Genomic DNA, 25,272 nt, shown 5'->3' on the forward strand with positions numbered 1-25,272 from the left:
TTTAAAACACGACAACATTTTACAACAACTTTTGAAAAACTGCGATTATTTCTGTTATCGAAAATCGTCTAAACATTTGTTAAAATATACATATCTGCTAGTAGCATATGCATGCAGTGTTGATTTTTGAACGGGGAAAAGGGGAGAATGGTTATGACAAACGAGGTAGTGATTGTTAGTGCCGTGCGTACGGCAATCGGTTCATTCCAAGGAACATTAAAAGATGTACCAGCAACAACTCTTGGAAGTATCGTTATTAAAGAAGCATTAGCACGTGCTGGTGTAGCAGGTGAACAAGTCGATGAAGTCATTATGGGGAATGTATTATCGGCAGGTCTTGGACAAAATCCAGCTCGACAAGCTTCGATTGCTGCGGGACTTCCAAACACAGTGCCAGCTTTAACAATTAATAAAGTATGTGGCTCAGGTTTAAAAGCAGTGCATTTAGCAACACAAGCAATTATTGCTGGCGATGCAGATATCATCGTGGCAGGCGGTTTCGAAAATATGAGCCAAGCGCCTTATGTATTAAAAAATGCACGTGAAGGCTTCCGCATGGGCGATCAAAAAGTTGTGGATACGATGATTCATGATGGCTTATGGTGTGCATTTAATGACTATCATATGGGGATTACTGCCGAAAATTTATGTGATGCGTATGAAATTTCTCGTGAGGAGCAAGATGCTTTTGCTGCGCGATCACAGCAACGTGCAGAAGCGGCGATTGCAGCAGGGAAATTTAATAATGAAATCGTGGCTGTGGAAATCCCACAACGTAAAGGCGAGTCGATTATTTTTGACCAAGATGAATTTCCACGTGCAGGGGTTACGGCGGAATCATTAGCAAAGCTGCGTCCAGCCTTTAAAAAGGACGGCTCTGTAACTGCAGCGAACGCTTCAGGTATTAACGATGGAGCAGCAGCGGTGGTTGTTATGTCAAAAGCGAAGGCTATCGAGTTAGGTATTCAGCCAATGGCGCTTATTTCAGCCAATGCGAGCGCAGGTGTAGATCCATCGATTATGGGAACTGGGCCGGTCACAGCGGTGAAGAAAGCATTAGCGAAGGCGGATGTTTCGCTAGTAGATATAGATTTAATTGAAGCAAATGAAGCATTTGCAGCACAATCGATTGCTGTCGATCGCGAACTAGGCTTTAATCATGATAAACTAAATGTAAATGGGGGAGCAATTGCCCTTGGTCATCCAATTGGAGCAAGTGGGGCACGAATTTTAGTGACACTGTTACATGAGATGGAAAAACGTGATGCAAAAACAGGCCTTGCTACATTATGCATCGGTGGGGGACAAGGCGTAGCAACAGTTGTTCAACGCCCTTAAAGTTAGTAAGAAGGTGAAAGTAATGGGAAAAAAACGAAAACAACAGCAACGTGTTGACGCTGGTATTTCTGCTAGTTTACCAAAGCAGGAGGCTGTTACATTAGCAGATCAGCTTGCTGGCGATGTGTTAGCGAAGTTAAAAGCTGCGAAACAAGATTTGTCAGCGAAAGAGCAAGCGGCAGAGGAAGAGCGTCAAGCACAGTTAGCTTTTGAGCGTAAGCAACGTGAGAAAAACAAAACGTTCGAAGAATTATTGAACGAATACGGTGACAAAGGCTCGAAATTTTAAGTTTGATAGAAACAGTGAATCTCTTGGAATGAGATTCACTGTTTTTTTGTTAATTTTGATTTAGAATGCTTTGACGCCACTATCCACGAGAGAATCGCCACAAACTCTTAGGAAATTGTTGATAAAAACAAAATTTTATTTTCTAAGCGACCGTAGTTTCTTTACGACTACGGCAATGCTAATAAATACAATAGCGCCTGCTGTATCTACTAGGACATCTTGTCCGCTCATGGTACGTCCAGGTGTAAAGCTTTGTCGAAATTCATCTAGCGTGGCAATGATGGCCGTAATGGCAATGGCTATACGCGCAGCGAATCGACGTTTACTTAACGCAAAATAAATCCCCAGTGCAATACAACCAAATCCTACAAAATGCGTAAATTTTCGAATTAGAAATTCTACAAATTTAAAGTAGCCTCGCTCTTCTATAGAAACGACTGTATCCCAATAGGGAATTTTTAAAACGGACAGTTGTTTTTCATAAGGCTTATGCGCTAATAGTTCCTCTAGTTCAGGAATAATCGACTGTTGTTCATAAGTCATGCTAGAGGATATTGCAAGAATGATTAAAAATAAAAGTAAAACGAACCATTTTTTCATCGGTGGTCAACGTATTGGTCTGCTTTAGTCAGAGCGTTCGCTTTATCAAAATTAGTGATTGCATTTATTTTATCATAGGCATTTAGTGTTTGGGCGAGTTGCTCCTGCGAACTAGCACCAATCACCGTTGAAGCTATAGTGGGCTCCTTCAAATTAAAGGCTAGCCCTAATGCATGTAAATCTTCATAGTGTTTGGCTAAGTTTGTTAATGTTGTTGTTAATTCATCTACAGTGTATGTTTGATAGCCATTGACCTGTTGCAAACGTTCTTTCCAATTATTTGTTAATAATCCTTTTGCGATGGTGCCGCGTGTTACGACCGAAGCCCCCTCACTAGCTATAAAATCTAACCATTCTTCTGGGCGACGATCTAACGCACTATATTGCATCATGACACTTTTTGCCGAGCTAGCAGGTAAAAAACGTTTCAGTACATTTGGTCGAATTGAGGATATGCCGTATTCTCGAATGACACCGTCTTTTTTTAAGTTGTCAAATGTGTCGATAATACCGTCCCAGTCATCCTCTATTGTGCCACCATGTAGTTGATAGACATCAATGTAATCTGTACCGAGTCTTTTTAGGCTTTTATGAACAGCTTCTTTAATATATGTAGGGGAGGCATCCCACTGCCAGCCGTCCACCCCTTCTGTCCAACGATTCCCTACTTTCGTTGCGATAATCAGGTCTTGTCGACGTTTACCCAAAACTGTACCGATAATTTCTTCATTGGCACCTAAATCATATAAATCAGCCGTATCAATGTAGTTAATGCCCGCATCTAACGCCATATCAAGTATGGCTGCTGCCTTATGTTTATCTGTCGAAAGAGACATACCTCCTAAACTAATCTCTGAAATAAATAAATGACTTGAGCCGAGTTGTCTTTTTTTCATACGAACGCCCTCCTTCGATTTCTCTACTTGTAATGGTACAATGAACATATCTGAAGAACAAGCGAGGTTATGGGCAATGAAAAAGTTTGAAGAAATAACGACACAGACGACACCTATCTATAAGGGCAAAATCGTGAACTTACAGGTTGATGATGTCACATTACCAAACGGGAAGTCTGCTAAGCGTGAAATTATTAAACACCCTGGAGCGGTAGCAATCATTGCCATTACCAACGAAGGCAAGCTCGTAATGGTGGAGCAATATCGTAAAGCGCTCGAACGTTCCATTGTAGAAATTCCAGCAGGTAAACTTGAAAGCGGTGAGGAGCCAATTCATACTGCACGTCGTGAATTGGAAGAAGAGACAGGCTATGGTGCACATCAATTCAAGTATTTACAAGCCTTTGCCACTTCACCAGGTTTTGCGGATGAAATCATACATCTATTTGTGGCGACAGATTTATATTACATTGAAAATAGTGCAGAACTAGACGAAGATGAATTTGTCGAATTACTAGAAGTTTCGTTGGAAGAGGCACAAGCAATGGTTGCTGATGGGCGTATCTATGATGCGAAAACAGCGTTTGCTGTGCTGTGGTTGGCATTGCAACAAGAAAAATAAAGTTTAGCATAATAGAAGCGGACGAGCATAAGCTGTACAAACCTTGATAGAAAAGGAGCATGCTTATGTCTCGTACGGTTTCTATATTTTATCACGCATCAATTGTTGCAGTGAGCTTCGTTTGTGGCGTCATCTGCTTTCATATTATTGGAGGGGCGAATGCAGAGCCTTTTATTTTGTTTATAGAACCTCGTTTAGCAGATGTGGACAGGCAATCTATTGTTCGTTTAGTGTTACCTGTAGCCGCTTCAATCGGTATTGTACTGTTACTTGCAACACATAGTGTCTTAAAAGTGTTAGTACGTGTTACAGTAGCAATACGCGCAACGTTTTTTGGCTTTAGCTCTGTATTTTTACTACAAAAACTTGAAGCATTTTGGCTATATACGATTTGGTGGTTTCCATTTCAGCTTATCTATTGTATATTGTTGCTAGTCCTATGTAATTTACTAGTACCTGCTTGGTCGAAGCGAAAAATCGGGAAAAAGACGAATGGACGGACAATTTTGTTGAATTTTATCGCTTTTTTCATCATAATAGTTGCTGAGTTTATCGTTATAACGTATGTACTCAAATGATGCATAAAATACGTTCATATGAAGCAACAGCTAAAAACATTAAAAGCTTATTTGAAATCTATTCACTATCTTGTAATAGGATTTACTCCTTTGGTATAATGAAATAAGTTTAGGGGGGCGTCACATGGAAAGCCGAATTGATCGTATAAAAAAACAGTTGCATAGTGCTAGTTATAAGCTGACGCCGCAGCGAGAAGCAACAGTTGCTGTTTTGCTAGAGCATGAAGAGGACCACTTAAGTGCAGAGGATGTCTATCTTTTAGTAAAAGATAAGGCACCAGAAATAGGTCTGGCTACTGTTTATAGAACGTTAGAATTACTAACAGAGCTTAAAATCGTCGACAAAATCAACTTTGGTGATGGCGTATCACGCTACGATTTACGCCAAGAGGGAGCTGCGCATTTCCATCATCATCTCGTTTGTATCGAGTGCGGTGCTGTAGATGAAATTCAAGAAGATTTACTTGAAGATGTGGAAGCCGTTGTTGAGAAACGTTGGAACTTTATTATAAAAGATCACCGACTAACTTTCCACGGTATTTGCTGGCGTTGTCATGATAAAAACGACGACACAAATGAAGAACAATAACGAGAAACTGTCTGATGAAATCTTGTGTATAGATTGCATCAGGCAGTTTTTTGTTTTTTTATGCATGATGTGATGCTCTATTATTCTAGTAAAGGGAGGAAAAGCCTAAGCAAATTACGACTCAGCTCTAGTGTGGGCTTTTCGCACTTTTTTTATAGGCGTGCTAAAATAGAGAATAATTGACAGTGAGGGGGCGTTGTGATGAATGAATTTCAATATGCAATAGAGGATTATATCCATTTTATCCAAGTAGAGCGGCAATTATCCGTTAATACATTAGCATCCTATCGCCGAGACTTAGAAAACTATGTCCATTTTTTGCAAGAAGCTGAGGGAATGGCTGATTTTCGCACTATTGAACGCACAACAATTTTGCGCCATTTAGAGCAACTGCGCATGCAAGGAAAGACGAGCCGTACTGTTGCACGTCATATCTCATCCATTCGTAGCTTCCACCAATTTTTACTTCGAGAAAAGCGCACAGAAACAGATCCTACAGTGCATTTAGAAATGCCAACGATTGAACAAAAACTTCCAAATATTCTATCGATTGAAGAAATCGAAGCATTGCTGGCAGTACCGAATCGCAGCAAGCCACAAGGTGTTCGAGATGTAGCAATGCTAGAGCTTTTATATGGTTCTGGCATGCGTATAAGTGAGCTGATTGCACTCGATTTGGCTGATATTCATCTAACGATGGGCTTTGTACGTGTATTTGGAAAAGGAGGCAAGGAGCGCATTATTCCGCTTGGTAAAAGTGCCCTTTCTGCATTGAGTGTTTATTTAGATGGTGCACGAGGTACATTACAGGGGAAATACCCAAAAACAGATGCCTTTTTTATTAATCAACGAGGGAAACGTTTAACAAGGCAAGGTTGTTGGAAATTAATGAAGGAGCACGCATTAAAGGCGGGCATCCAACATGAGCTTACACCACATACGTTACGTCATTCATTCGCTACTCATTTAGTGGAAAATGGAGCTGACTTACGTGCAGTGCAGGAGATGCTAGGGCATGCAGATATTTCCACGACTCAAATTTATACGCATATTAGTAAAACGAGACTTTCAGAAGTCTACAAGCAGTACCATCCGCGTGCCTAATAAAAAATAAGTGACAGATAGAGCTTTTTTCTTGTTTAAGGAAAATAAATTACTTAGTCGGATGTCTGACCTTTATCCTTTCGCTTGTTTTTGGTAAAATGGAATCGTGAGATTAGGAGGCAATAATTATGAATAAAGCATTTAAAAAAATCCATGTCGTTGTAATGGATTCAGTTGGGATTGGTGAAGCACCAGACGCAGCTAAATTCGGCGATGCAGGCGCACATACTTTAGGTCACATCGCTGAAAAAATGAATGGGCTTACAATGCCCGTGATGGAGTCGTTTGGCTTAGCGAATATCGAACCACTGCAAGGACTGCAAGCAACAAATACACCGCAAGCATACTACGGTAAAATGCAAGAGGCATCTGTCGGGAAAGACACAATGACAGGGCACTGGGAAATAATGGGTCTTAATATTGATAAACCATTTAAAGTATACCCTGAAGGTTTCCCTGCTGAACTGATTGCCGAGCTTGAACAACGTACAGGACGCAAAGTACTGTGTAATAAGCCTGCAAGTGGTACACAGGTGATTGAAGACTTTGGACAAGAACATATGGAGACAGGGGCTATTATTGTCTATACATCGGCTGACCCTGTGTTACAAATTGCTGCGCATGAAGAAATCATTCCACTGGACGAACTTTATAAAATTTGTGAGATTGCACGTGAGTTGACATTACAGCCAGAATATTTAGTAGGACGCGTGATTGCACGTCCATTTATCGGTACGCCAGGTAACTTTACACGCACGCCAAATCGTCATGACTATGCGTTAAAGCCTTTTGGACGTACAACGATGAATGCTTTGAAAGATGCTGGTCTTGATGTAATTGCCATTGGTAAAATTTCTGATATTTTCAATGGTGAAGGGGTTACTGAAGCAGTTCGTACAAAAAATAATATGGACGGTATGGATCAATTCGCTAAAGTCGCAAAACAAGATTTCCATGGGATTAGCTTCTTAAATTTAGTAGATTTTGATGCCAATTTTGGGCATCGTCGTGATCCACTTGGCTACGGTAACGCATTACAAGAATTTGATGCGCGTCTTCCTGAAATTTTACAGGCAATGTCAGAAGATGATTTACTTATGATTACGGCTGACCATGGTAATGATCCGACATTCCCTGGCACAGACCATACACGTGAATACGTGCCACTAATTGTCTATTCACCACGTTTTAAAGGTGGAAGCGAGCTTGCTCTTCGTGAGACTTTTGCAGATATTGCAGCAACTGTCGCTGAAAACTTCAAAGTAGAAGCACCGCCATTCGGTAAGAGTTTCTTAAATGATTTAAAATAAGGAGGAATTGTCTATGAATATGGTGCAGCTTTTTGAAAAGAAAAAACAAGGCAAAGAACTGACACAAGCTGAAATTCAATACTTTGTTGAAGGCTATACAACAGGTGCTATTCCGGATTATCAAGCGAGCTCATTGCTAATGGCTATTCGCTTACTTGGTATGACTGACGAAGAAACGTTTTATTTAACGAAGGCAATGATTGAATCAGGTGATGTAATTGATTTAACTTCAATCGAAGGTTTTAAAATTGATAAACATTCTACAGGCGGTGTCGGTGATAAAGTCACGTTAATCGTCACACCAATTATTGCTTCTCTAGGTATTCCAGTGGCGAAGTTTAGTGGTAAAGGCTTAGGTATTACAGGTGGCACAATCGATAAATTAGAATCAATCCGTGGCTTTAAAACAGAATTATCGTCACAAGAATTCATTGATAATGTCAATAAACATAAAATTGCGGTTGCTGGTCAGACAGGCAATCTTGTACCTGCCGACAAAAAACTTTATGCATTGCGAGATGTGACAGGTACTGTCGACTCTATTCCGTTAATTGCTGCGTCGATTATGAGTAAAAAAATTGCAAGTGGTGCAGATGGCATTGTGCTAGATGTGAAATGTGGCTCTGGTGCCTTTATGAAAACGGAAGAAGAAGCAAAGAAATTAGCTGAAGCAATGACAGCAATTGGTGAAAAATTAGGCCGTAAAGTTGTCGCTCATATTAGCGATATGGATAATCCTTTAGGAAAAATGATCGGTAATAAACTTGAGGTAGTAGAGGCGTATGCCTTGCTAAAAGGTCGCTTAGAAGAAACGCACGCAGACTTATTAGAAGAGTGCATTATTATTTCTTCTCTAATGTATCAGATTGCGGCTGGAGTAGATGAAATAACAGCGGTAGCAGCTGTCAAAAAAGTGTTGGAAGATGGCTCAGCAGCTGCGAAGTTTGAGGAGTTTATCGTAGCACAGGGCGGCGATTTAGCGGATATTGTGCAAAATGACACAGCACATAAGGTGGCTGTAAAAGCAGCGGCAGAGGGTGTTGTTGCGTCCATTAATGCATTAATGATTGGTGAAGCAAGTGTTAGTCTTGGCGCTGGTCGCTTAACGAAGGAATCTTCGCTTGATTATGATGCAGGCATCCAGCTAGTTGCCAAAAAAGGTGACCGTGTCAGTGCGGATGAAACTATTGCCTATCTGTATTCAAACAGTGAAATTAACGAAGAAACAATCACTAAAGTACAGCAAGCCTATTTAATGGCATAAGTATAAATTAGCAGAAAACGCTAGTTTATGATAGCAAGGGCGGTGATTCTGCTCAGAACGCACAAAATGTAAGACGCGACAAACCTGCGCGTTAGCGAGGGTTGCGGCTTACTGTGCTGAGCGGAAAGCACCGCCGAAGCGGACAACAACGGCGCAGCGAAAAAGTGTTAGATTGATGGCAGTCAATCTAACACTTTTTTTCGTTCTCCTCGTATTGAATACCTACATAAATTAGCTATCTACAATGACACACTGACAAAAAATGTAGACGACGTTTAAAACCTTTTGATTTATCCCATACTGCACTTAACCTAAAAGCCATAAGAATGTCGATTTGACACTATTTCAAGAGACTTTGCACTAGTTCTGTCAACAGCAAGGATTTGTTATATGGAATGTGGAATTGCACGAGGAGGAGGCGATGTTCATGCATTTTCAATTAGAAATGGTAACAAGGGAGACAGTAGTTATACGTTTATTTGGGGAGCTCGATCATCATGCAGTAGAGCAAATTCGGGCTAAAATTTCTACAGCAATTTTTCAGGGGGCTGTAACGACCATCATTTGGAATTTTGAGCGACTATCGTTTATGGATAGTTCAGGTGTAGGCCTAGTGCTTGGTCGAATGCGTGAGTTAGAAGCAGTCGCTGGACGAACAATTTTATTAAATCCATCGCCGACGATGCGAAAAGTATTTCAATTTTCAGGCTTAGGTCCGTGGATGATGGATGCAACAGAGGAAGAAGCGATTGATCGAGTTAGGGGGATTGTAAATGGATAACGAAATGACATTAACTTTTTTAGCAATTAGCGAAAACGAAGCCTTAGCACGTGTGGCGATAACGGGCTTTATTGCACAATTAGATCCAACAATTGATGAGCTATCAGAATTTAAAACCGTTGTCTCAGAGGCTGTTTCCAATGCCATTATTCACGGTTATGAAGAAGATGGAAAAGGGGTCGTTACAGTTCACGCAAAGCGTGAGGATGATATTGTAACGGTGTCTGTGATGGATAAAGGGGTAGGCATCGCGGATGTCAGTCAAGCGATGGAGCCTTTGTTTACGACGAAAAGTGCAATGGAACGTTCTGGTATGGGCTTTACCATTATGGACAGTTTTTCAGATCAGTTGACTGTCATGTCCAAGTGGCAGGAAGGTACAACTGTAACGTTTACGAAAAAATTTTATTCGGTTCGCACGGCGGTAATGTGAGGTTGCTATCGTGAAGCCGATAGAACAGTCGTCCGATAAGCTTTTGTCACAGGAGGAAATGCGTGATTTAATTGCGCGTTCACAACAGGGCGATCATGAAGCTCGTAAACGAATGATTGAGGGGAATACGAGGCTTGTGTGGTCTATCGTCCAACGCTTTACAACAAGGGGCGTGGAGCTCGAAGATTTATTTCAAATAGGCTGTATAGGCCTTATGAAATCTGTAGATAAGTTTGATTTAGCGTACGATGTGAAATTTTCCACATATGCTGTCCCGATGATTATCGGTGAAATACAGCGCTTTTTAAGGGATGACGGCATGGTAAAGGTGAGCCGTTCAATTCGCGAGCTCAACTTTAAAATCCGCCATGCGACGGATGAATTTATTAAAAATAATGAGCATCCACCGACCATTCAAGAATTAGCGCAGGTTCTTGGCGTCACAACTGAGGAAATTGTGACAGCGTCGGATGCTTTAAGGGATCCAGCTTCCTTACATGAGCAATTGTATGAAAGTGAAGGGGATTCCATTACATTAATGGATCAAATGAAGGATGAAAAATCAGAGCAACCTTTTGAATATATTCCGTTAAAAGAAGTGTTGACAAGACTTGATCCGAGGGAACAATCCATTATTTATTTACGCTATTTTTCAGATTGTACACAAACTGAAATCGCAACTCGTCTGGGCATTTCACAAGTACAAGTATCTCGTTTAGAGAAAAAGATTTTAGCGCAGTTGAAAAGTTGGATGGCGACGAGTGCCACGGTTGAACACGGAGTAGAAAAAGACATCTAAGAAAATGGTGACAGCATGACAAATAAACTATTTAACAGCTTAGAAGAAGCCGAAGATTTTCTTAAAGAGCAATTTGGAGACGGCGAATCATTTGACGTAGGTATTAAGCATTTATTTGTCAAAGATTTGCCGGTTCTTTGTGCATATATTAGCGGACTAGTAGATGGGGAAGCCCTGACGCAATTACTATCCAATATGTTACCTGAAGAAGACATTGATATTGATGATGAGCGAGAATATTTTGAAGCACATTTCAACTTTCATGGTCGTTCTGAAGAAACGGAACGTAAAGCCTATTTGCTTGCTATTTTAAGTGGGCAAGTAACCTTTATTACGAAAAGTGGATACTGCTATATTGCGGAGCTTCGAAATTATCCAGGGCGTTCACCAGAAGAGCCGGATAATGAAAAAGTAATTCGCGGTTCTAGGGATGGCTTTACAGAGGGGATTTCACAAAATACAGCTTTAGTTCGTCGACGCATTCGCAACAGTAATTTACGCTTCGAGCTACATAAAATATCCAAGCTCGGTCAAACCGATGTCGCAATTGCGTTTATGAAGGATATTGCTAATGAGGAAATGCTCGATAAATTGCGACAGCGTCTTGGTCAAATTAATCATGATGGTTTGACAATGGCCGATAAATCACTAGAGGAATGGCTGTTTAAGCAAAAGTTTCACCCAGTTCCATTTGTACGCTATACAGAACGTCCTGATATTGTCGCTGCTCATTTACTAGAGGGGCATGTAGCGATTATGGTGGATACTTCACCTTCCGTTATTTTAGTGCCCGTTACGATGTTCCATTTATTGCAGCATGCTGAAGAATATAGACAAGCACCTACTGTCGGGACCTTTGTGCGTTTTATGCGCTATTTCGGAACAATTATGGGGTTATTATTATTACCTTTATGGTATTTATTTGTAACGAATGAATCATTATTACCTGATTCGCTATCTTTTTTAGGTAGTCAGGATAAATCACATATTCCGATATTACTGCAAATTCTAATCGCCGATATTGGGATTGAATTTCTAAGGATGGCCGCCATCCATACCCCGACACCATTGTCTACTGCGATGGGTTTAGTAGCCGGGGTAATCATTGGGCAGATCGCCATTGATGTTGGTGTGTTCTCATCCGAAGTTGTATTGTATACAGCGGTAGGAGCCATCTTTACGTTTATTATTCCATCTTACGAGCTAGGTATTTCCATTAAGCTCTTCCGATTTGTTTTGCTCATTATGACAGGTATTTGGGGAGAAGATGGATTATTTATTGGATTGTTTTTATTATTTACCTATTTATGTTCATTACGTCCGTTACAAGCACCATATTTATGGCCGCTCGTTCCATTTTTCCCAACTGCGATGCTTCGCGTCATTATCCGCTTCCCTATGACGTCGGATGCACTAAGACCATATGTAGTCGCTTCCAAACAGAGAAAAAGATCATAGGAGCCGTTGCACTCACTTTTTTCATGTGATAAAGTTCACATATAGTATTTTGTGATTTTTGCAAAAATTATCTTTGCTAGTGAATGGTTATGTGTTTTTATCTTGTGACATGCCAATACCTGCTAAGATAAGACAATGTCTCGATGGAAATGTTTGAGTAAGGACTGATATACCACGAGGTACGCAAATGTCACAAAATGGAGACGTGAAAAGGGAGAGATGCAAATGCATTTATATGGAACACAAGCGATTTCTGAAGACGGACATTTAACAATAGGACAAGTAGATACATTAGAGCTTGCAAAAGAATATGGTACGCCATTATTTGTGTACGATACAGCGCTTATTCGTAAGCGAGCACGCGGCTTTATCGATACATTTAAAAAGCTAGGGGTAAAGGCTGAAGTAGCGTATGCTTCCAAAGCATTTGCATGTGTAGCGGTGTATCAATTAGCAGCAGAAGAAAACCTATCCTTGGATGTTGTCTCTGGAGGGGAGCTATTTACAGCATTAAAAGCAGGTTTCCCAACAGAGCGTATTCACTTCCATGGTAATAATAAAAGCATTGCAGAATTGGAGCTAGCCTTTGACTCAAAAATTGGCTGTATTGTTGTAGATAACTTCTATGAAATTCAACTTTTAAAAGAAATTGCTGAGCGCCGTCAACAAAAAATGCGTATTTTATTACGTGTCACACCAGGAGTTGAGGCACATACGCATGATTTTATTACGACAGGGCAAGCGGATTCTAAGTTTGGCTTTGACTTAAACAACGGTCAAGCCGATCAAGCATTTGAGCAAACTTTTAAACACGAATACTTACAGCTTTTAGGCTTACACTGCCATATTGGCTCTCAAATTTTCGATACAGCTGGCTTTGGCTTAGCAGGTGAAAAACTAATCGACAAGATTTCTGATTGGAACAAGACTCACGGTTTTACGTGTACTGTGTTAAACTTAGGTGGGGGCTTCGGTATTCGCTATACAGAAGAAGATGCACCGCTTGAGCCACAAGTGTATGTAGAAGACATGATTACTGTTGTGAAAAATAAAGCAACTGTACTTGGACTAACAATGCCAGAAATCTGGATTGAACCAGGCCGTTCACTTGTCGGTGATGCAGGAACATCACTTTATACTATCGGTTCTCAAAAAACAGTACCAGATGTACGTAACTACATTGCAGTTGATGGCGGAATGAGTGATAATATTCGTCCTGCATTATATGATGCAAAATACGAGGCAGTCATCGCTAGTAAAGCCAATGCACCAAAAGAAGCAACGTACACTGTAGCTGGAAAACTTTGTGAATCGGGCGATAAATTGATTATCGATGCAAAATTACAAGAGGCAGCTTCTGGTGATGTACTAGCAATCTTCTGTACAGGGGCATATGGCTACTCGATGGCAAGCAACTACAACCGTGTACCACGTCCAGCAGTGGTATTTGTAGAAAATGGACAGCATCAATTAGCGATTAAACGTGAAAGTTACGAAGATATTGTACAAAATGATCTCCCGCTAACGTTAAAAAAGGGTGAATAAATTTGAGAAAAAACAAATGGGTATTATTGGCATCTATGACGACATTTATTTTGTTGTGGGGCGTTGTCTATTGGGTGTTAGCGTCGCAAGGTATTCTCGGCCCTGGTTCGTAAGACAGAAAATTGGCTTGCGGTAATAGTACAAATCGTGTAGGATAGTCAAAGATTATGTACAGCTAGAAAAAGAGGGAATAGACAAATATGTTAATTCGATATAAAAAAGCTTTCGAGAAAATAGCAATGGGGCTACTCTCGTTTATGCCTAACGAAAAAGACATAAAAAAGCTCACAGAGACAATCCAATCCTATGAAAATGATGATAATTGGGTATTATACTTATGGAAAAAGAACGATGAATACGTTGGTATCGTCGGGCTTGTAACAGACAATCACACAGCAACAATTCAGCACGTTTCTGTAGTTCCTTCTTACAGAGGAGAAGGCGTAGCAAAGGAAATGCTACAAGAAGTGGCAGAACTTGGCCAATACGAACAATTGCGTGCAACGGATGAAACGCGTGAATTTGTTAGCAAATGTATACAATGTAATGAAGAAAAAGCAGACGAAAGTTAACGTCTGCTTTTTCTTTGTTTGCTTTCTTGTCGTTCAGCAAGAATATGTGAGCGATCACGTAGCATATGTTTATGAAGAAGATAGTTAGGGTTGCTTTCCGGTAAAAGCTGTATGCGAGCTGTTACTAAACTTTGTAAAGTAGGTGTCAGCGATAATTGAAAAGCTTGAAAGGACTTGCCCATTTGAATATGGCTAAGTGTTTCGGTTAATTGTAATAGTAGTTTTGTGTAGTCGATTTCGTTAAAAAACACATGGCCTTTATTGACTTGAAAATTAGTGAGTGCTTTATGTAAGATTTTGAAAGCACCAGTTGCGTTGCCACGACGCCAATGATATAATCCTGTCGCTAGTTGAACATAGCCAACAAGAGGATGCTTTTTATTGCCGGGCGCAATGTCTTTCCAATATTCCTCAAGCACTTCATGGCATTCAAAAAAATCCCCATTGCCATTGAAATAGGCACAGTAATCAATAAATAAAGTATGGTGCTGTGGATGCATTTTGAACTCCTTTCCACTATACTAAAAGAACATTGAATATCAGGGTGGTAAAATAATGTCTTATGAAGTAAAGTTAGAAGCCTTTTCAGGTCCTCTGGATCTATTATTGCATTTAATTCACAGATTGGAAATTGATATCTATGATATTCCAATGGCTGAAATTACGCAACAATATATTGATCATATCCATGCGATGCAGGTGCTTGAATTAAATGAGGCGAGTGAGTATTTAGTGATGGCGGCAACACTTTTGGCTATTAAGAGCCGAATGCTATTACCAATACATGAAGGAGAGCTAGAAGATGCGGAAATCGAAATCGATGGCCCTGACCCTCGTGAAGAACTGGTACAACGTTTAATAGAGTATAAAAAATATAAAGAAGCGGCAAGTAATCTACAAGAGCTTGAAACAGATAGAGCACAGGTATTTACAAGACCACCTTCAGATTTATCGGAATTAGCACCTGATGAACAGATGGCGTTATTCGATATGAACGTCAATATTTATGATATGCTTGGCGCCTTCCAGAAGCTGATGCGCCGAAAAAAATTAAAGAAGCCATTGAAAACAACTGTCACGAGGCAGGAGCGCTCAGTAAAGGAGCAAATGCGTTCTGTTGTGAATTCTTTACGTTTAACAGGTGGACGTGCATCATTTTTCGAGCTTTTTCCTTATGAAGATAAACCAACACTTATTTTAACGTTTCTGTCACTGCTTGAACTGATGAAACGTCAAATTGTCATTGTAGAGCAAGATGGTAATTTTGAAGAACTAACGGTCACATTACAGAAGGAGGAATGGGATGATGACGAAGACAATAATCCTACAGAGTAGAATTGAAGCTTTATTATTTGTTGTAGGAGATGATGGCTTAACAATTAAGCAATTAGCACAGCTACTTGGTGAAGCAGAAGAAGTAGTTGCGCCCGCAATGGAGGCACTGCGTGTAGCATTTGACGAAGATGATACTAGAGGAATTACAATAAAGGAAATCGCAGGTGTTTACCAGTTAATTACAAAACCACAATTAGCAGATACGATTCAAAAATTAGTAGAAAATCCAACAGCGCAATCATTGTCTCAGGCTTCTTTAGAAGTGTTGGCCATTGTGGCGTATAAACAGCCCATTACACGGGTAGCCATCGAAGATTTACGTGGTGTCAAATGTGAACGACCACTGCAAACGCTCGCTTCAAGAGGGCTAGTGAAAGAAGTAGGACGTTCTGAGGGGACAGGTCGTGCGATTTTATATGGCACAACGAAGGAGTTCTTAAACTACTTCGGATTAAATAGTATTGAAGAAATGCCTCCATTACCTGAGGAGGACAATGGTGAAGCAGAACAAGAAACAGATTTATTTATGACTAAATTCCAAGAAACGTTTAATGGCGTTAAGTAATCAAAAGAAAAGTACTATGTGCTTTCCTTTTAATTTTCATAGTTCTACTTATCTATCACTTAAAATAAGGAGTGGCTTGTTGCTACGGTTACGACGATTAATGGTGTTTATGATAGCTGTGGGAATCTTAACTATCCCACAAAATGGTTTAGCAAGAGGCGGAAGTGGGTATGTCGTGCTTGACGGTGAGACAGGTCGAGTATTATCAGGTTCTAATAGTGATGCGAGGCTCCCCATTGCGAGCTTAACAAAAATTTGGACAGCTCTCGTCGCGATTGAAAATAGTGATCTTCAAGATGAAGTCATTATTTCTCCTAAAGCTGCAATGGCTGAAGGCTCTTCTATTTATTTGCAAGCGGGCGAGACGGTGACGGTTGAAACGTTATTATATGGTTTAATGTTACGGTCAGGTAATGATGCTGCGACAGCATTAGCAGAGCATGCAGGCGGTTCGGTAGAAGGCTTTGTCAAATTAATGAATGAAAGAGCTGTGATTGCGGGACTTACCAATACAGTTTTTATGAACCCGTCAGGTTTGCATCACGACGAGCATTTGTCTTCTGCAAGAGATACAGCTGAAATGCTAAGAATCGCACTTCAAAACAAAACCTTTGAGAAAATTGCATCTACCGTCCTTTATCGTGCCAATACAGTAAATGGTATACTATGGGAAAATAAGCATCGTCTATTGCGGGAAGGTTCGGGTGTCGCAGTTGAAGTAGATGATGAGACGGAGCAACCTGTAAGCTCATTAAAATCGGCAACGGGAACAGCTTTTGCAGGAAAGACTGGTTTTACAAAGGTAGCAGGACGAACGTTAGCAACCGCTTTTCAAAAAGACGGGCAAACATGTATAGTTGTGACGTTAAATGAATCGGATGATTGGAATGTTCACAGAGGCTTAGCGAATGAAGTATGGCAAAACTATAATATGGAGACGGTTGTGAAAAAGGGAAAATATAATGTCAGTGATAAATTGGCTATCCGATTAGAGCAACCAATTCAATTGCAATTAAATAAAGAGGAAAAAAAGATTGCAAGGCAAGTACTGCAAATTTCTAGAAAAAGAAAGGAAGCAGTATTGTCGATTTTTCTAGGGGAAGAGCGAATTTATGCTATACCCGTTAAAGTAGAATCAGCGGATCGTTAAAAGCGATGCGCTGATTTTTATTTATGCTATATATTCTAGATGTAAAAAAGAATTTTATATTTATCGTAATTAGTGTAAAATTATGTTAGTCGAATTGTAAAAGCATGGTGGCAAGGAGGGACAATTATGGCTACTACTAAAGTGAATCGAAAGCACAATCAAATAGCAGTCATTATTGTTTTATTTTTATCAAGTTTTATCGCTCCGTTTATTTTGCTATTTCCCATTCAAGAGCTACTTTATCGACCGAACGACTATTACCTTTTCGAGACTACTTTTAAAGCGTATATTATATTAATGATTGCTTTAATTGGCATGGCGACGGTTCTTTTGGTAAATATAATCATTGTCCCAAAAACAAAAAAGGGTAGAAATATACAACGGGCGATTGTCGGCACATCTTGGTTGCTCGTCCTTTTATTTTTATTTTTATGTATTAATCATTATCAAATAATGGATGAAAAAGGGCTCCATATGAATGCATTTTTTAGTGTGCAAGAAGATTTGACAAGCTGGGAAGAAATCATTAAAGCAGAACAAACAAACGTGCAAAAAGATGGTGTGACGAAACCAGATAAGTTGATTTTTACGTTGCATGACGGCTCGACAATTGAACAATCTTTAACAGCTAAGTTAGTAAAGGCAAAACCATTTATCAATCTTGAATTAAGTAAAAATGGCGTTACCATAGAAAATGTATATCAATAAAAAAAGCTACCTAAAAGGGTAGCTTTTTTTAGGGTGCCAGACACCGAAACAAATATGAATGTTCAGAATTTTTTGGGTGTCAGGCACCTTTTTTTAAAATTTGGTGGTTTGGTCTATATTAGAAATAAATCGAAAAATAGCTAGGTTATTTTATGTAGTGCTAAGACAATTAAATGAGAAACTAGCAAATAATACACTATTTAGAATAATCGTATTACTAGTGCGGAATGAGTTTCTCTTTTATATTGCACAAAAGTATGACATAATTTTCACAGATTGACGGGAAAAATAACCTTCAAAAGGTTACATTTTTAACTAGAGGTGAAACAATGGAAAGATTACAAAAAGTGATTGCATATGCAGGTGTCGCTTCAAGGCGTAAAGCTGAGCAATTGATTGTAGAAGGTAAAGTAAAGGTAAACGGCGTTGTTGTACGTGAACTTGGAACGAAGGTATCCAACTCGGATACAATTGAAGTAGAAGGTGTAAAACTTGAGAAAGAAGATAAAGTTTACTACTTACTATATAAACCACGTGGAACAATTTCGGCAGTAACGGATGATAAAGGACGCAAAACTGTCACAGATTTATTTAAACATATTCCGCAACGTATTTTCCCTGTTGGTCGTCTAGATTATGATACATCTGGATTATTATTACTGACAAATGATGGAGAGTTTTCCTATATGTTAACGCATCCAAAATTTAAAATTGACAAAACATACATTGCACGTGTTAAAGGTATACCAACAATTGAGGGCTTAAAAAAGCTACAACGTGGTATTCAATTAGAAGATGGCAAAACAGCACCAGCAAAAGTAAGTATGACTTCCTTTGATGAGCAGGCGGGCAAGGCGATTTGTGAAATTACAATTCATGAAGGGCGAAATCGTCAAGTACGTCGTATGTTTGAGGCAATCGGTACACCGGTTGTCAAACTAAAGCGTGAACGTTTTGCATTTTTAGATTTATATGGTCTAACACCAGGAGAATATCGTGAATTGTCGAAACATGAAGTCAAGCAACTGCGCGTGTTAGCTGAAACTGGGCAAATCGGCTAAACGAATAACAACATGGAAAATGTATATACCGCTATACGTATGGTGGGTTTTTCACTTTCCTCGTGTGAAAACGTTCATAAATCATTCATAATTAATAACTAAGCGAATTTGTATCATTTTGCTATAATAGGTGAGAATAGTACACCTGTTTTAATTTTATCCAGCAGGCGCGTAAACAAAGTAAGTCTCGGGGGAGAGATAACAGATATTTCTTAAGTGGAAGTGAAATATCGACAAATACCCTCGAGGCGTATTTGAGTAGGGGGTTTATTAACTTGGAGAAAAAGAAAAAACGTCTCGTAACCCGCACTATTATTTTAGCCATCTTAGCGATCGCAATTGGGTATACCGTATACGGGACAGCGACAAAGGAAAAGGTAGAGTTAGTAGCTGTTGGCTCTGAAGCACCGAACTTCACGTTAGTAGATTTAAATGGCGAGAAACACAAACTGTCTGATTATAGAGGACAGGGGGTATTTTTGAATTTCTGGGGAACTTGGTGTAAACCATGTGAGAAGGAAATGCCTGCAATGAATAGCCAATACCAAGTTTTCAAGGATTTAGGTGTACAGACATTGGCTGTCAACATTGCACAAACGGATTTAGAAGTACAAAATTTTGTTGATAAGTACGGCCTGACATTTCCTGTTGTAATTGACAAAACAAAAAGTGTAATGACTGCTTACAATGTTGGAAATTTACCTGCAACAGTTTTAATTGATCCGGACGGTAAGGTAGTGAAGATTACTACTGGAGAAATGACGGAGGCGACAATCGCTTCTTACATGGAATTAATAAAGCCAAAATGAGGGGTAATAGACGATGGAGAATATTATTTGTGCTTGTGGACATAGTAATCCGTTTGGCACGAAGCTCTGTGAGAAATGCGGTCGTCCTTTAACCGAAGAAGAAAAGCAAAATAAAGTTGTCGACATGCGGTATGATGGTACGGCTATTCGCTCAAAAACGTACAACAAATCAATTGTCGACAAAATTTGGAATTTTTTCTCAAGTGTTAAAGTAGGGATAGCATTAATTATTATTACATTAATAGCAGCTTCAATCGGAACGTTACTACCACAAGAGTTTTACGTAAAAGCTTCTGACATGGAAAAGGGAGCCTATTACGAGGATGTTTATGGTTTTGTGGGGAAAATCTATTATACATTAGGGCTGTCTGATTTATATAGCTCTTGGTGGTTCCAAATTTTAGTTGGAATGCTTGCGGTATCCATTATTGTTGCCAGTCTTGACCGTGGTATACCACTTTATAAATCATTGAAAAATCAACGTGTTAAGCGTCATGAAAGTTTTTTAAAGCGCCAACGTATTGTTGCAGAAGGACAGGTAACAGCAAGTCCTGAAGAGACGCTTAGTAAAGTTGAAAAGAAAATGACTGAGATGAAATACATTGTTCGTCGAGACGGCAGTGCTTTGTTAGCAGAAAAAGGCCGCTTCTCTCGTTACGGTCCGTACATAAATCATGTAGGCCTCATTATCTTTTTAACTGGGGTAATGTTGCGTTTAGTTCCTGGTTTCTATGTCGACGAATCGATATGGGTACGTGAAGGTGAAACACGTGCAATTACTGGCATGGACGGTTATTTTATTGAAAATCGAGACTTTATTTTAGAAACACATGATAATACACCACAAGGTGAACAGCTAAAGCAAGGTGTTAACGTCGTTGCGAAAAACTTCCAAACGGATATTACATTATATAAGCAACCTGAAGACGCTATTGCTGGTGATACGGAAAATCTAGAAAAGGTGAGAGATTATTCAATTCGAGTGAATCATCCTTTAAAAGAAGCAGGCTATGCACTATATCAAATGGATTATCGCTTAAATGAATTGAAGCAAATGAATTTCCAATTAGTAAATAAATCAACAGAGCAATCACTTGGTAAAGTAGGAATTGATTTAACAAACCCTAAAAAAGAATATGATTTAGGAAATGGTGTATCTGTTAAATTACTTGTTTACACACCAGACTTCTCTGGGTTTGAAAATGGTGTACCGCAAACAGCGACGTCAGTTCCTAATAATCCAGCATTTCTATTTAAAATGACAACACCAGAAACACCAGAGGGTGAAACTAGCTTCGTTGCGATTAAACAAACATTAGAGCCACTAGGTGAAAACCAGTACAAAATGAAGTTTGAAAGTGTGGAAACACGCGATATGTCTGGTTTTACAATACGTAAAGACCGCACAATCCCAATTTTATTTGTTGGTGGTATTATTTTCATGATCGGCGTTGCAATCGGTTCATATTGGAACCACCGTCGACTTTGGTTACAAGTAGAGCCTGATGGCCGTGTGCTGATGGCTGCTCATGTCAATAAAAATATGTTCAGCATGAAAAAAGATTTAGATGCCGTGACTGCATTTGCTGGTCTACCGCAATATAAGGATCAGTTAGAGCCGTCTGAAGAAGGCGAAGAGTCCACAAATCGTGGCAATACTAAAAAGGAAGGTGACAACACCTTATGAGTTTGATTGACTTAAGTGGAAATCTATTATTTGTTGCATTCTTAGCCTATCTAGTAGCTACTTTACTATTTGGCGGCGCCATTAAACAATCCAATGCTTCTGGCAAAAACACAGATAAATGGGGTAAACTGGCAATTGTCGTAACAATTATAGGTTTCCTTTCGCAAATTGGTTATTTTATTACACGTTGGGTTCACACAGGTCACGCACCTGTTAGTAATATGTTTGAATTTACGACTGCTTTCGGGATGTTTATTGTTGGTGCATTTATTTTAATTTACTTTATTTATCGCCTAACAGCGCTTGGTTTAGTGGCGTTACCTGTAGCGTTATTAATCATTGCCTATGCATCGATGTTCCCGACAGAAGTAAGTCCATTAGTACCGTCATTGCAAAGTCATTGGTTAACAATTCACGTTATTACGGCTGCAATGGGGCAATCGATTTTAGCGATTAGTGCAGTTGCAGGTTTAATTTATTTATTAAAAGTTGTAGATTTAAACAAACCTTCAAAGCAACGTTTCTGGCTTGAAGCAGTTATGTACTGCTTAGTCGTTGTGCTTGGCTTTGTTATTGTGTCATCTACATTTAGTGCGATGGATTATGAATCGAAATACACGTATATCGATAAAGAAGGTATGTCTCGCCAAATTACTTATAATTTGCCACCTATTTTTGGGATGAATGAGTATGAGGTAGTAGAGGAACATGGCATGTCTCCATTAGTAGAAATGCCTGCACTGATTAATGCGAAAAAATTAACAACGGTCGTGTGGTCATTATTAATAGGCTCATTACTATACTTATTCATTCGCCTTATTGCACGTCGTCGCATAAGCGCGATATTCCAACCGCTTGTTAAACGTGTAAATCTCCAATTACTGGATGAAGTCGGTTATCGTTCTGTTATTATTGGTTTCCCAGTATTTACATTAGGTGCACTCATTTTTGCGATGATTTGGGCACAACTTGCATGGAGTCGTTTCTGGGGTTGGGACCCGAAAGAAGTATGGGCCCTTATTACATGGTTATTCTATGCAGCATTCCTACATCTACGTTTATCTAAGGGCTGGGAAGGTGAAAAATCTGCTTGGTTAGCATTAATTGGCTTTGGTATTATATTATTTAACCTTATTGCCGTTAACTTAATTCTTGCAGGTTTACACTCCTACGCGTAACAGGGGAACGAAAAGCCTTTTCGCTGCTGCGAAAGGGCTTTCTTTTCTTTTCAAGTCGTAGCGTACCATGTACAATAGAAGGGTAGAGAAAGATCGGAAGAGAGGGATCGTGAAAGTGTCAGAAAATATTTCAGTATTAGTAGTAGACGACGAGGATCGTATTCGACGCTTATTAAAAATGTATTTGGAGCGCGAAGGGTATCAAGTTGACGAAGCAGAGAATGGTGAAGAAGCGATCGAAAAATCTTTAGAAAAAGAGTACCACTGTATTTTACTAGATATTATGATGCCTGAAAAAGATGGGCTTGAGGTATGTGCAGAAATTCGCGAAAGAGCTGCAACGCCAATTATTTTATTAACTGCAAAAGGCGAGGAAGCAAACCGTGTACAAGGCTTTGAGCTTGGAGCAGATGATTATATTGTAAAGCCATTTAGTCCTCGTGAGGTGGTTCTACGCGTAAAAGCTATTTTACGTCGTTCACAAGCATTTTCACCTACGACAAATGCATCGTCATCAAAAGATTTAGTTGTATTCCAACATTTGATGATTGACCATGATGCGCACCGTGTAACAGCGGAAGGTATCGAAGTGAATTTAACACCAAAAGAGTATGAATTATTGTACTTCCTTGCAAAATCTCCAGACAAAGTATTTGACCGTGAACAATTACTAAAAGAGGTTTGGCATTATGATTTCTTTGGAGACCTACGAACAGTCGATACCCATGTGAAGCGTCTACGTGAGAAGCTGAATCGTGTATCAGAGAACGCAGCGAAAATGATTGTCACTGTTTGGGGCGTTGGCTACAAATTTGAGGTTGTCAATGAATAGAATATGGAACAGTGTTGTCGGGAAGCTATGGGTAACCATATTGCTTCTCGTTTCATTTGTATTATTTGTTTTCACGGTTTTAATGCTCGAATTTCTTCAAAACTATCATATGCAGCAAGCAGAGATTTCGCTGCGTCAAACGGCTGCAACAATAGCGAGTATAGTGGATGACAATGAGACGGCAGAATCGACTTCGCAACTCCTGACAGATATTTTACCTGAGGGTACAAATGCACTTATCGCCATAAATCATTTAGAAGTCTCATTTGCGCTGCAAGAAGGCGTCAACAAGAAAGAAATTCAAGATGAAATTTTAGCGAATAAATCCTTCCATGAAATTTTCCAATCAGATGAACCCATTATAAAGGAAATGATGATGCCATCTTCAACAGATCAAGGAAAAATGGAATCCTATGTCGTGCTAGGGTTTCCACTAAATGTGGAAAATGAAGTGCATGGCGCTGTATTTATTTACCAAAGTCCAGATGCGTTACATAAAACATCGAAAGAGACGACCAAAATTGTCTTTTTAGCGGCATTTATTGCGTTTGTGTTAACGACATTTTTTGCATTTTTCTTATCATCCCGTATTACATCCCCATTACGTAAAATGCGTGAGCTAGCTTTTGAAATTGCAAAAGGGAATTTCGAGGCAAAAATGCCGACAACGCAAAATGATGAAATCGGCCAGCTAGCTGTTGCGTTCAATCAAATGGGGCGTCAGTTAAAGCATAACTTAGAAGTAATTAATCAAGAAAATGAGCAATTGTCCAATATTTTAACATCCATGACAGATGCCGTTATAACGTTTAACCGTGATCGAACAATTTTACTGAGCAACCCACCAGCGGAACGTTTAATGCAAAAATGGTTTGTTAATAAAGGCTCGCAAAGCGCAAAGCCTATTCCACCTGAACTCTATCATATGCTCGATCATGTACTAATGTTTGAAGATAAGTTAGAAGAAGAAATAGAAATGGATGGAAATTATTATACATTTACGATTAGCCCGCTCTATAGTGGGGAATTAATTCGTGGAGCAGTTGCTGTAATCCGTGATATGACAGAGCAGCATCGTTTAGAAAAGCTACGTTCTGATTTTATTGCCAATGTATCACATGAACTACGTACACCGATTTCCATGCTACAAGGCTATTCTGAGGCATTAATGGATGATGATTTTATTCAAGATCAAGAAGAACGTAATGAAATCACGAAAATTATTTATGATGAATCGAAGCGTATGGGACGTTTAGTAACCGATTTATTGGATTTAGCGCGAATGGAATCAGGACATATGACACTGTACAAAGATGAAGTACCGATTAATTCCACATTTGAACGTATTACGCAAAAATTTGCTCAAGTGGCAAAAGAAAAACACGTGCAACTTTTATTTAATAGTGAGTTTGATAATGATGCCCGCATCAGTATGGATGAGGATCGTATCGAACAAGTGTTAACAAATTTAGTAGATAATGCACTGCGTCATACAGACGAAGGTTCTGTCATTGTCAAGATAGAGCAAGAGCCAACCTTTGCCAAAATATCTGTTCAGGATACAGGACATGGGATTCCACAGGAAGATTTACCATATGTCTTTGAACGTTTTTATAAAGCGGATAAAGCACGGACACGTTCTAAAGGCGGAACGGGTTTAGGGCTTGCAATTGCTCGAAATATTGTCAAGGCACACTCTGGCAATATTATGGTCGATAGTGTGTTAAAAGAGGGCACAACTTTTACTTTCTATTTACCATTCGAATAAG

The 25,272-nt window shown here is 39.4% G+C and carries 27 protein-coding genes; 24 read left to right on the plus strand and 3 right to left on the minus strand.

What is annotated here, in order from left to right; translation table 11 throughout:
• Positions 1 to 153 precede the first annotated feature (153 nt).
• Complete coding sequence (locus tag T479_RS05910; RefSeq protein WP_025218898.1) at positions 154 to 1,338, plus strand: acetyl-CoA C-acetyltransferase; 1,185 nt, start codon at positions 154 to 156, stop codon at positions 1,336 to 1,338.
• A 22-nt stretch (positions 1,339 to 1,360) separates the two neighbouring features.
• Positions 1,361 to 1,627 carry a YqkE family protein gene (locus T479_RS05915; protein ID WP_024361512.1) on the plus strand — a complete coding sequence of 89 codons (267 nt, stop codon included), beginning with the start codon at positions 1,361 to 1,363 and terminating at the stop codon, positions 1,625 to 1,627.
• Positions 1,628 to 1,762: 135 nt separating this feature from the next.
• Here T479_RS05915 and T479_RS05920 read toward each other — a convergent pair whose 3' ends face one another.
• Together T479_RS05920 and T479_RS05925 are read right to left on the minus strand one after the other, a co-directional pair.
• The gene (locus T479_RS05920; protein WP_025218899.1) at positions 1,763 to 2,227 is read right to left on the minus strand and encodes a VanZ family protein; all 465 of its coding nucleotides are present in this window, start codon (positions 2,225 to 2,227) and stop codon (positions 1,763 to 1,765) included.
• The gene (locus T479_RS05925) at positions 2,224 to 3,123 is read right to left on the minus strand and encodes an aldo/keto reductase (RefSeq protein ID WP_025218900.1); all 900 of its coding nucleotides are present in this window, start codon (positions 3,121 to 3,123) and stop codon (positions 2,224 to 2,226) included. Before T479_RS05925 ends, T479_RS05920 begins: the two co-directional genes overlap by 4 nt.
• A 76-nt stretch (positions 3,124 to 3,199) precedes the next feature.
• On the opposite strand from T479_RS05925, the gene T479_RS05930 reads away from it, so the two are divergent.
• From T479_RS05930 to T479_RS05985, 12 genes are all read left to right on the plus strand, one after another.
• Positions 3,200 to 3,745, plus strand: coding sequence for an NUDIX domain-containing protein (locus T479_RS05930; protein WP_025218901.1), 546 nt, complete (start codon positions 3,200 to 3,202; stop codon positions 3,743 to 3,745).
• A gap of 65 nt (positions 3,746 to 3,810) precedes the next feature.
• On the plus strand, positions 3,811 to 4,323 hold the full coding sequence (locus T479_RS05935; protein ID WP_024361508.1) for a hypothetical protein: 513 nt from the start codon (positions 3,811 to 3,813) through the stop codon (positions 4,321 to 4,323).
• A gap of 124 nt (positions 4,324 to 4,447) precedes the next feature.
• A complete protein-coding gene (gene fur, locus T479_RS05940; protein ID WP_024361507.1) occupies positions 4,448 to 4,912 on the plus strand; it encodes a ferric iron uptake transcriptional regulator in 465 nt (154 codons plus the stop codon).
• Between the two features lie 201 nt (positions 4,913 to 5,113).
• A complete protein-coding gene (xerD, locus tag T479_RS05945) occupies positions 5,114 to 6,016 on the plus strand; it encodes a site-specific tyrosine recombinase XerD (protein WP_024361506.1) in 903 nt (300 codons plus the stop codon).
• 128 nt (positions 6,017 to 6,144) lie between these two features.
• Positions 6,145 to 7,326 (plus strand): phosphopentomutase, encoded by a 1,182-nt coding sequence (deoB, locus tag T479_RS05950; RefSeq protein ID WP_024361505.1) that lies wholly within the window; start codon positions 6,145 to 6,147, stop codon positions 7,324 to 7,326.
• Positions 7,327 to 7,339: 13 nt separating this feature from the next.
• Positions 7,340 to 8,590 (plus strand): thymidine phosphorylase, encoded by a 1,251-nt coding sequence (locus T479_RS05955; RefSeq protein WP_025218902.1) that lies wholly within the window; start codon positions 7,340 to 7,342, stop codon positions 8,588 to 8,590.
• A gap of 427 nt (positions 8,591 to 9,017) precedes the next feature.
• Positions 9,018 to 9,371: an anti-sigma F factor antagonist gene (spoIIAA, locus tag T479_RS05960; protein WP_024361503.1), complete on the plus strand. Its 354-nt coding sequence runs from the start codon at positions 9,018 to 9,020 to the stop codon at positions 9,369 to 9,371.
• Positions 9,364 to 9,804 (plus strand): anti-sigma F factor, encoded by a 441-nt coding sequence (gene spoIIAB / locus T479_RS05965; RefSeq protein ID WP_024361502.1) that lies wholly within the window; start codon positions 9,364 to 9,366, stop codon positions 9,802 to 9,804. Before spoIIAA ends, spoIIAB begins: the two co-directional genes overlap by 8 nt.
• A 10-nt stretch (positions 9,805 to 9,814) precedes the next feature.
• Positions 9,815 to 10,603, plus strand: a complete 789-nt coding sequence (gene sigF / locus T479_RS05970; protein WP_024361501.1) for an RNA polymerase sporulation sigma factor SigF — start codon at positions 9,815 to 9,817, stop codon at positions 10,601 to 10,603.
• A gap of 15 nt (positions 10,604 to 10,618) precedes the next feature.
• Positions 10,619 to 12,061, plus strand: coding sequence for a spore germination protein (locus T479_RS05975; RefSeq protein WP_024361500.1), 1,443 nt, complete (start codon positions 10,619 to 10,621; stop codon positions 12,059 to 12,061).
• A 225-nt stretch (positions 12,062 to 12,286) separates the two neighbouring features.
• Entirely contained in the window at positions 12,287 to 13,606 is a 1,320-nt protein-coding gene (gene lysA, locus T479_RS05980) for a diaminopimelate decarboxylase (protein WP_025218903.1), read from the plus strand.
• 200 nt (positions 13,607 to 13,806) lie between these two features.
• On the plus strand, positions 13,807 to 14,178 hold the full coding sequence (locus T479_RS05985) for a GNAT family N-acetyltransferase (protein ID WP_024361498.1): 372 nt from the start codon (positions 13,807 to 13,809) through the stop codon (positions 14,176 to 14,178).
• Here the strand turns inward: T479_RS05985 and T479_RS05990 are convergent.
• On the minus strand, positions 14,175 to 14,678 hold the full coding sequence (locus T479_RS05990) for a DUF309 domain-containing protein (protein WP_025218904.1): 504 nt from the start codon (positions 14,676 to 14,678) through the stop codon (positions 14,175 to 14,177). The genes T479_RS05985 and T479_RS05990 overlap by 4 nt on opposite strands.
• A 55-nt stretch (positions 14,679 to 14,733) precedes the next feature.
• On the opposite strand from T479_RS05990, the gene T479_RS05995 reads away from it, so the two are divergent.
• From T479_RS05995 to T479_RS06040, 10 genes are all read left to right on the plus strand, one after another.
• Positions 14,734 to 15,513, plus strand: coding sequence for a segregation/condensation protein A (locus T479_RS05995; RefSeq protein ID WP_024361496.1), 780 nt, complete (start codon positions 14,734 to 14,736; stop codon positions 15,511 to 15,513).
• Complete coding sequence (gene scpB, locus T479_RS06000) at positions 15,485 to 16,078, plus strand: SMC-Scp complex subunit ScpB (protein WP_024361495.1); 594 nt, start codon at positions 15,485 to 15,487, stop codon at positions 16,076 to 16,078. Before T479_RS05995 ends, scpB begins: the two co-directional genes overlap by 29 nt.
• A 79-nt stretch (positions 16,079 to 16,157) precedes the next feature.
• On the plus strand, positions 16,158 to 17,228 hold the full coding sequence (locus tag T479_RS06005) for a D-alanyl-D-alanine carboxypeptidase family protein (protein WP_025218905.1): 1,071 nt from the start codon (positions 16,158 to 16,160) through the stop codon (positions 17,226 to 17,228).
• A 126-nt stretch (positions 17,229 to 17,354) separates the two neighbouring features.
• Positions 17,355 to 17,936 carry a hypothetical protein gene (locus tag T479_RS06010; RefSeq protein WP_025218906.1) on the plus strand — a complete coding sequence of 194 codons (582 nt, stop codon included), beginning with the start codon at positions 17,355 to 17,357 and terminating at the stop codon, positions 17,934 to 17,936.
• Positions 17,937 to 18,265: 329 nt separating this feature from the next.
• Complete coding sequence (locus T479_RS06015; protein ID WP_025218907.1) at positions 18,266 to 18,997, plus strand: pseudouridine synthase; 732 nt, start codon at positions 18,266 to 18,268, stop codon at positions 18,995 to 18,997.
• Positions 18,998 to 19,272: 275 nt separating this feature from the next.
• The gene (resA, locus tag T479_RS06020) at positions 19,273 to 19,806 is read left to right on the plus strand and encodes a thiol-disulfide oxidoreductase ResA (protein ID WP_024361491.1); all 534 of its coding nucleotides are present in this window, start codon (positions 19,273 to 19,275) and stop codon (positions 19,804 to 19,806) included.
• A 13-nt stretch (positions 19,807 to 19,819) separates the two neighbouring features.
• Positions 19,820 to 21,493: a cytochrome c biogenesis protein ResB gene (gene resB, locus T479_RS06025; protein WP_025218908.1), complete on the plus strand. Its 1,674-nt coding sequence runs from the start codon at positions 19,820 to 19,822 to the stop codon at positions 21,491 to 21,493.
• Entirely contained in the window at positions 21,490 to 22,671 is a 1,182-nt protein-coding gene (gene ccsB, locus T479_RS06030) for a c-type cytochrome biogenesis protein CcsB (protein WP_024361489.1), read from the plus strand. Before resB ends, ccsB begins: the two co-directional genes overlap by 4 nt.
• Positions 22,672 to 22,786: 115 nt before the next feature.
• On the plus strand, positions 22,787 to 23,503 hold the full coding sequence (locus tag T479_RS06035; RefSeq protein WP_024361488.1) for a response regulator transcription factor: 717 nt from the start codon (positions 22,787 to 22,789) through the stop codon (positions 23,501 to 23,503).
• Positions 23,496 to 25,271: an ATP-binding protein gene (locus tag T479_RS06040; protein WP_024361487.1), complete on the plus strand. Its 1,776-nt coding sequence runs from the start codon at positions 23,496 to 23,498 to the stop codon at positions 25,269 to 25,271. Before T479_RS06035 ends, T479_RS06040 begins: the two co-directional genes overlap by 8 nt.
• Position 25,272: the final 1 nt, after the last annotated feature.

This window comes from Lysinibacillus sphaericus (assembly GCF_000600105.1).
Taxonomy (GTDB): domain Bacteria; phylum Bacillota; class Bacilli; order Bacillales_A; family Planococcaceae; genus Lysinibacillus; species Lysinibacillus sphaericus.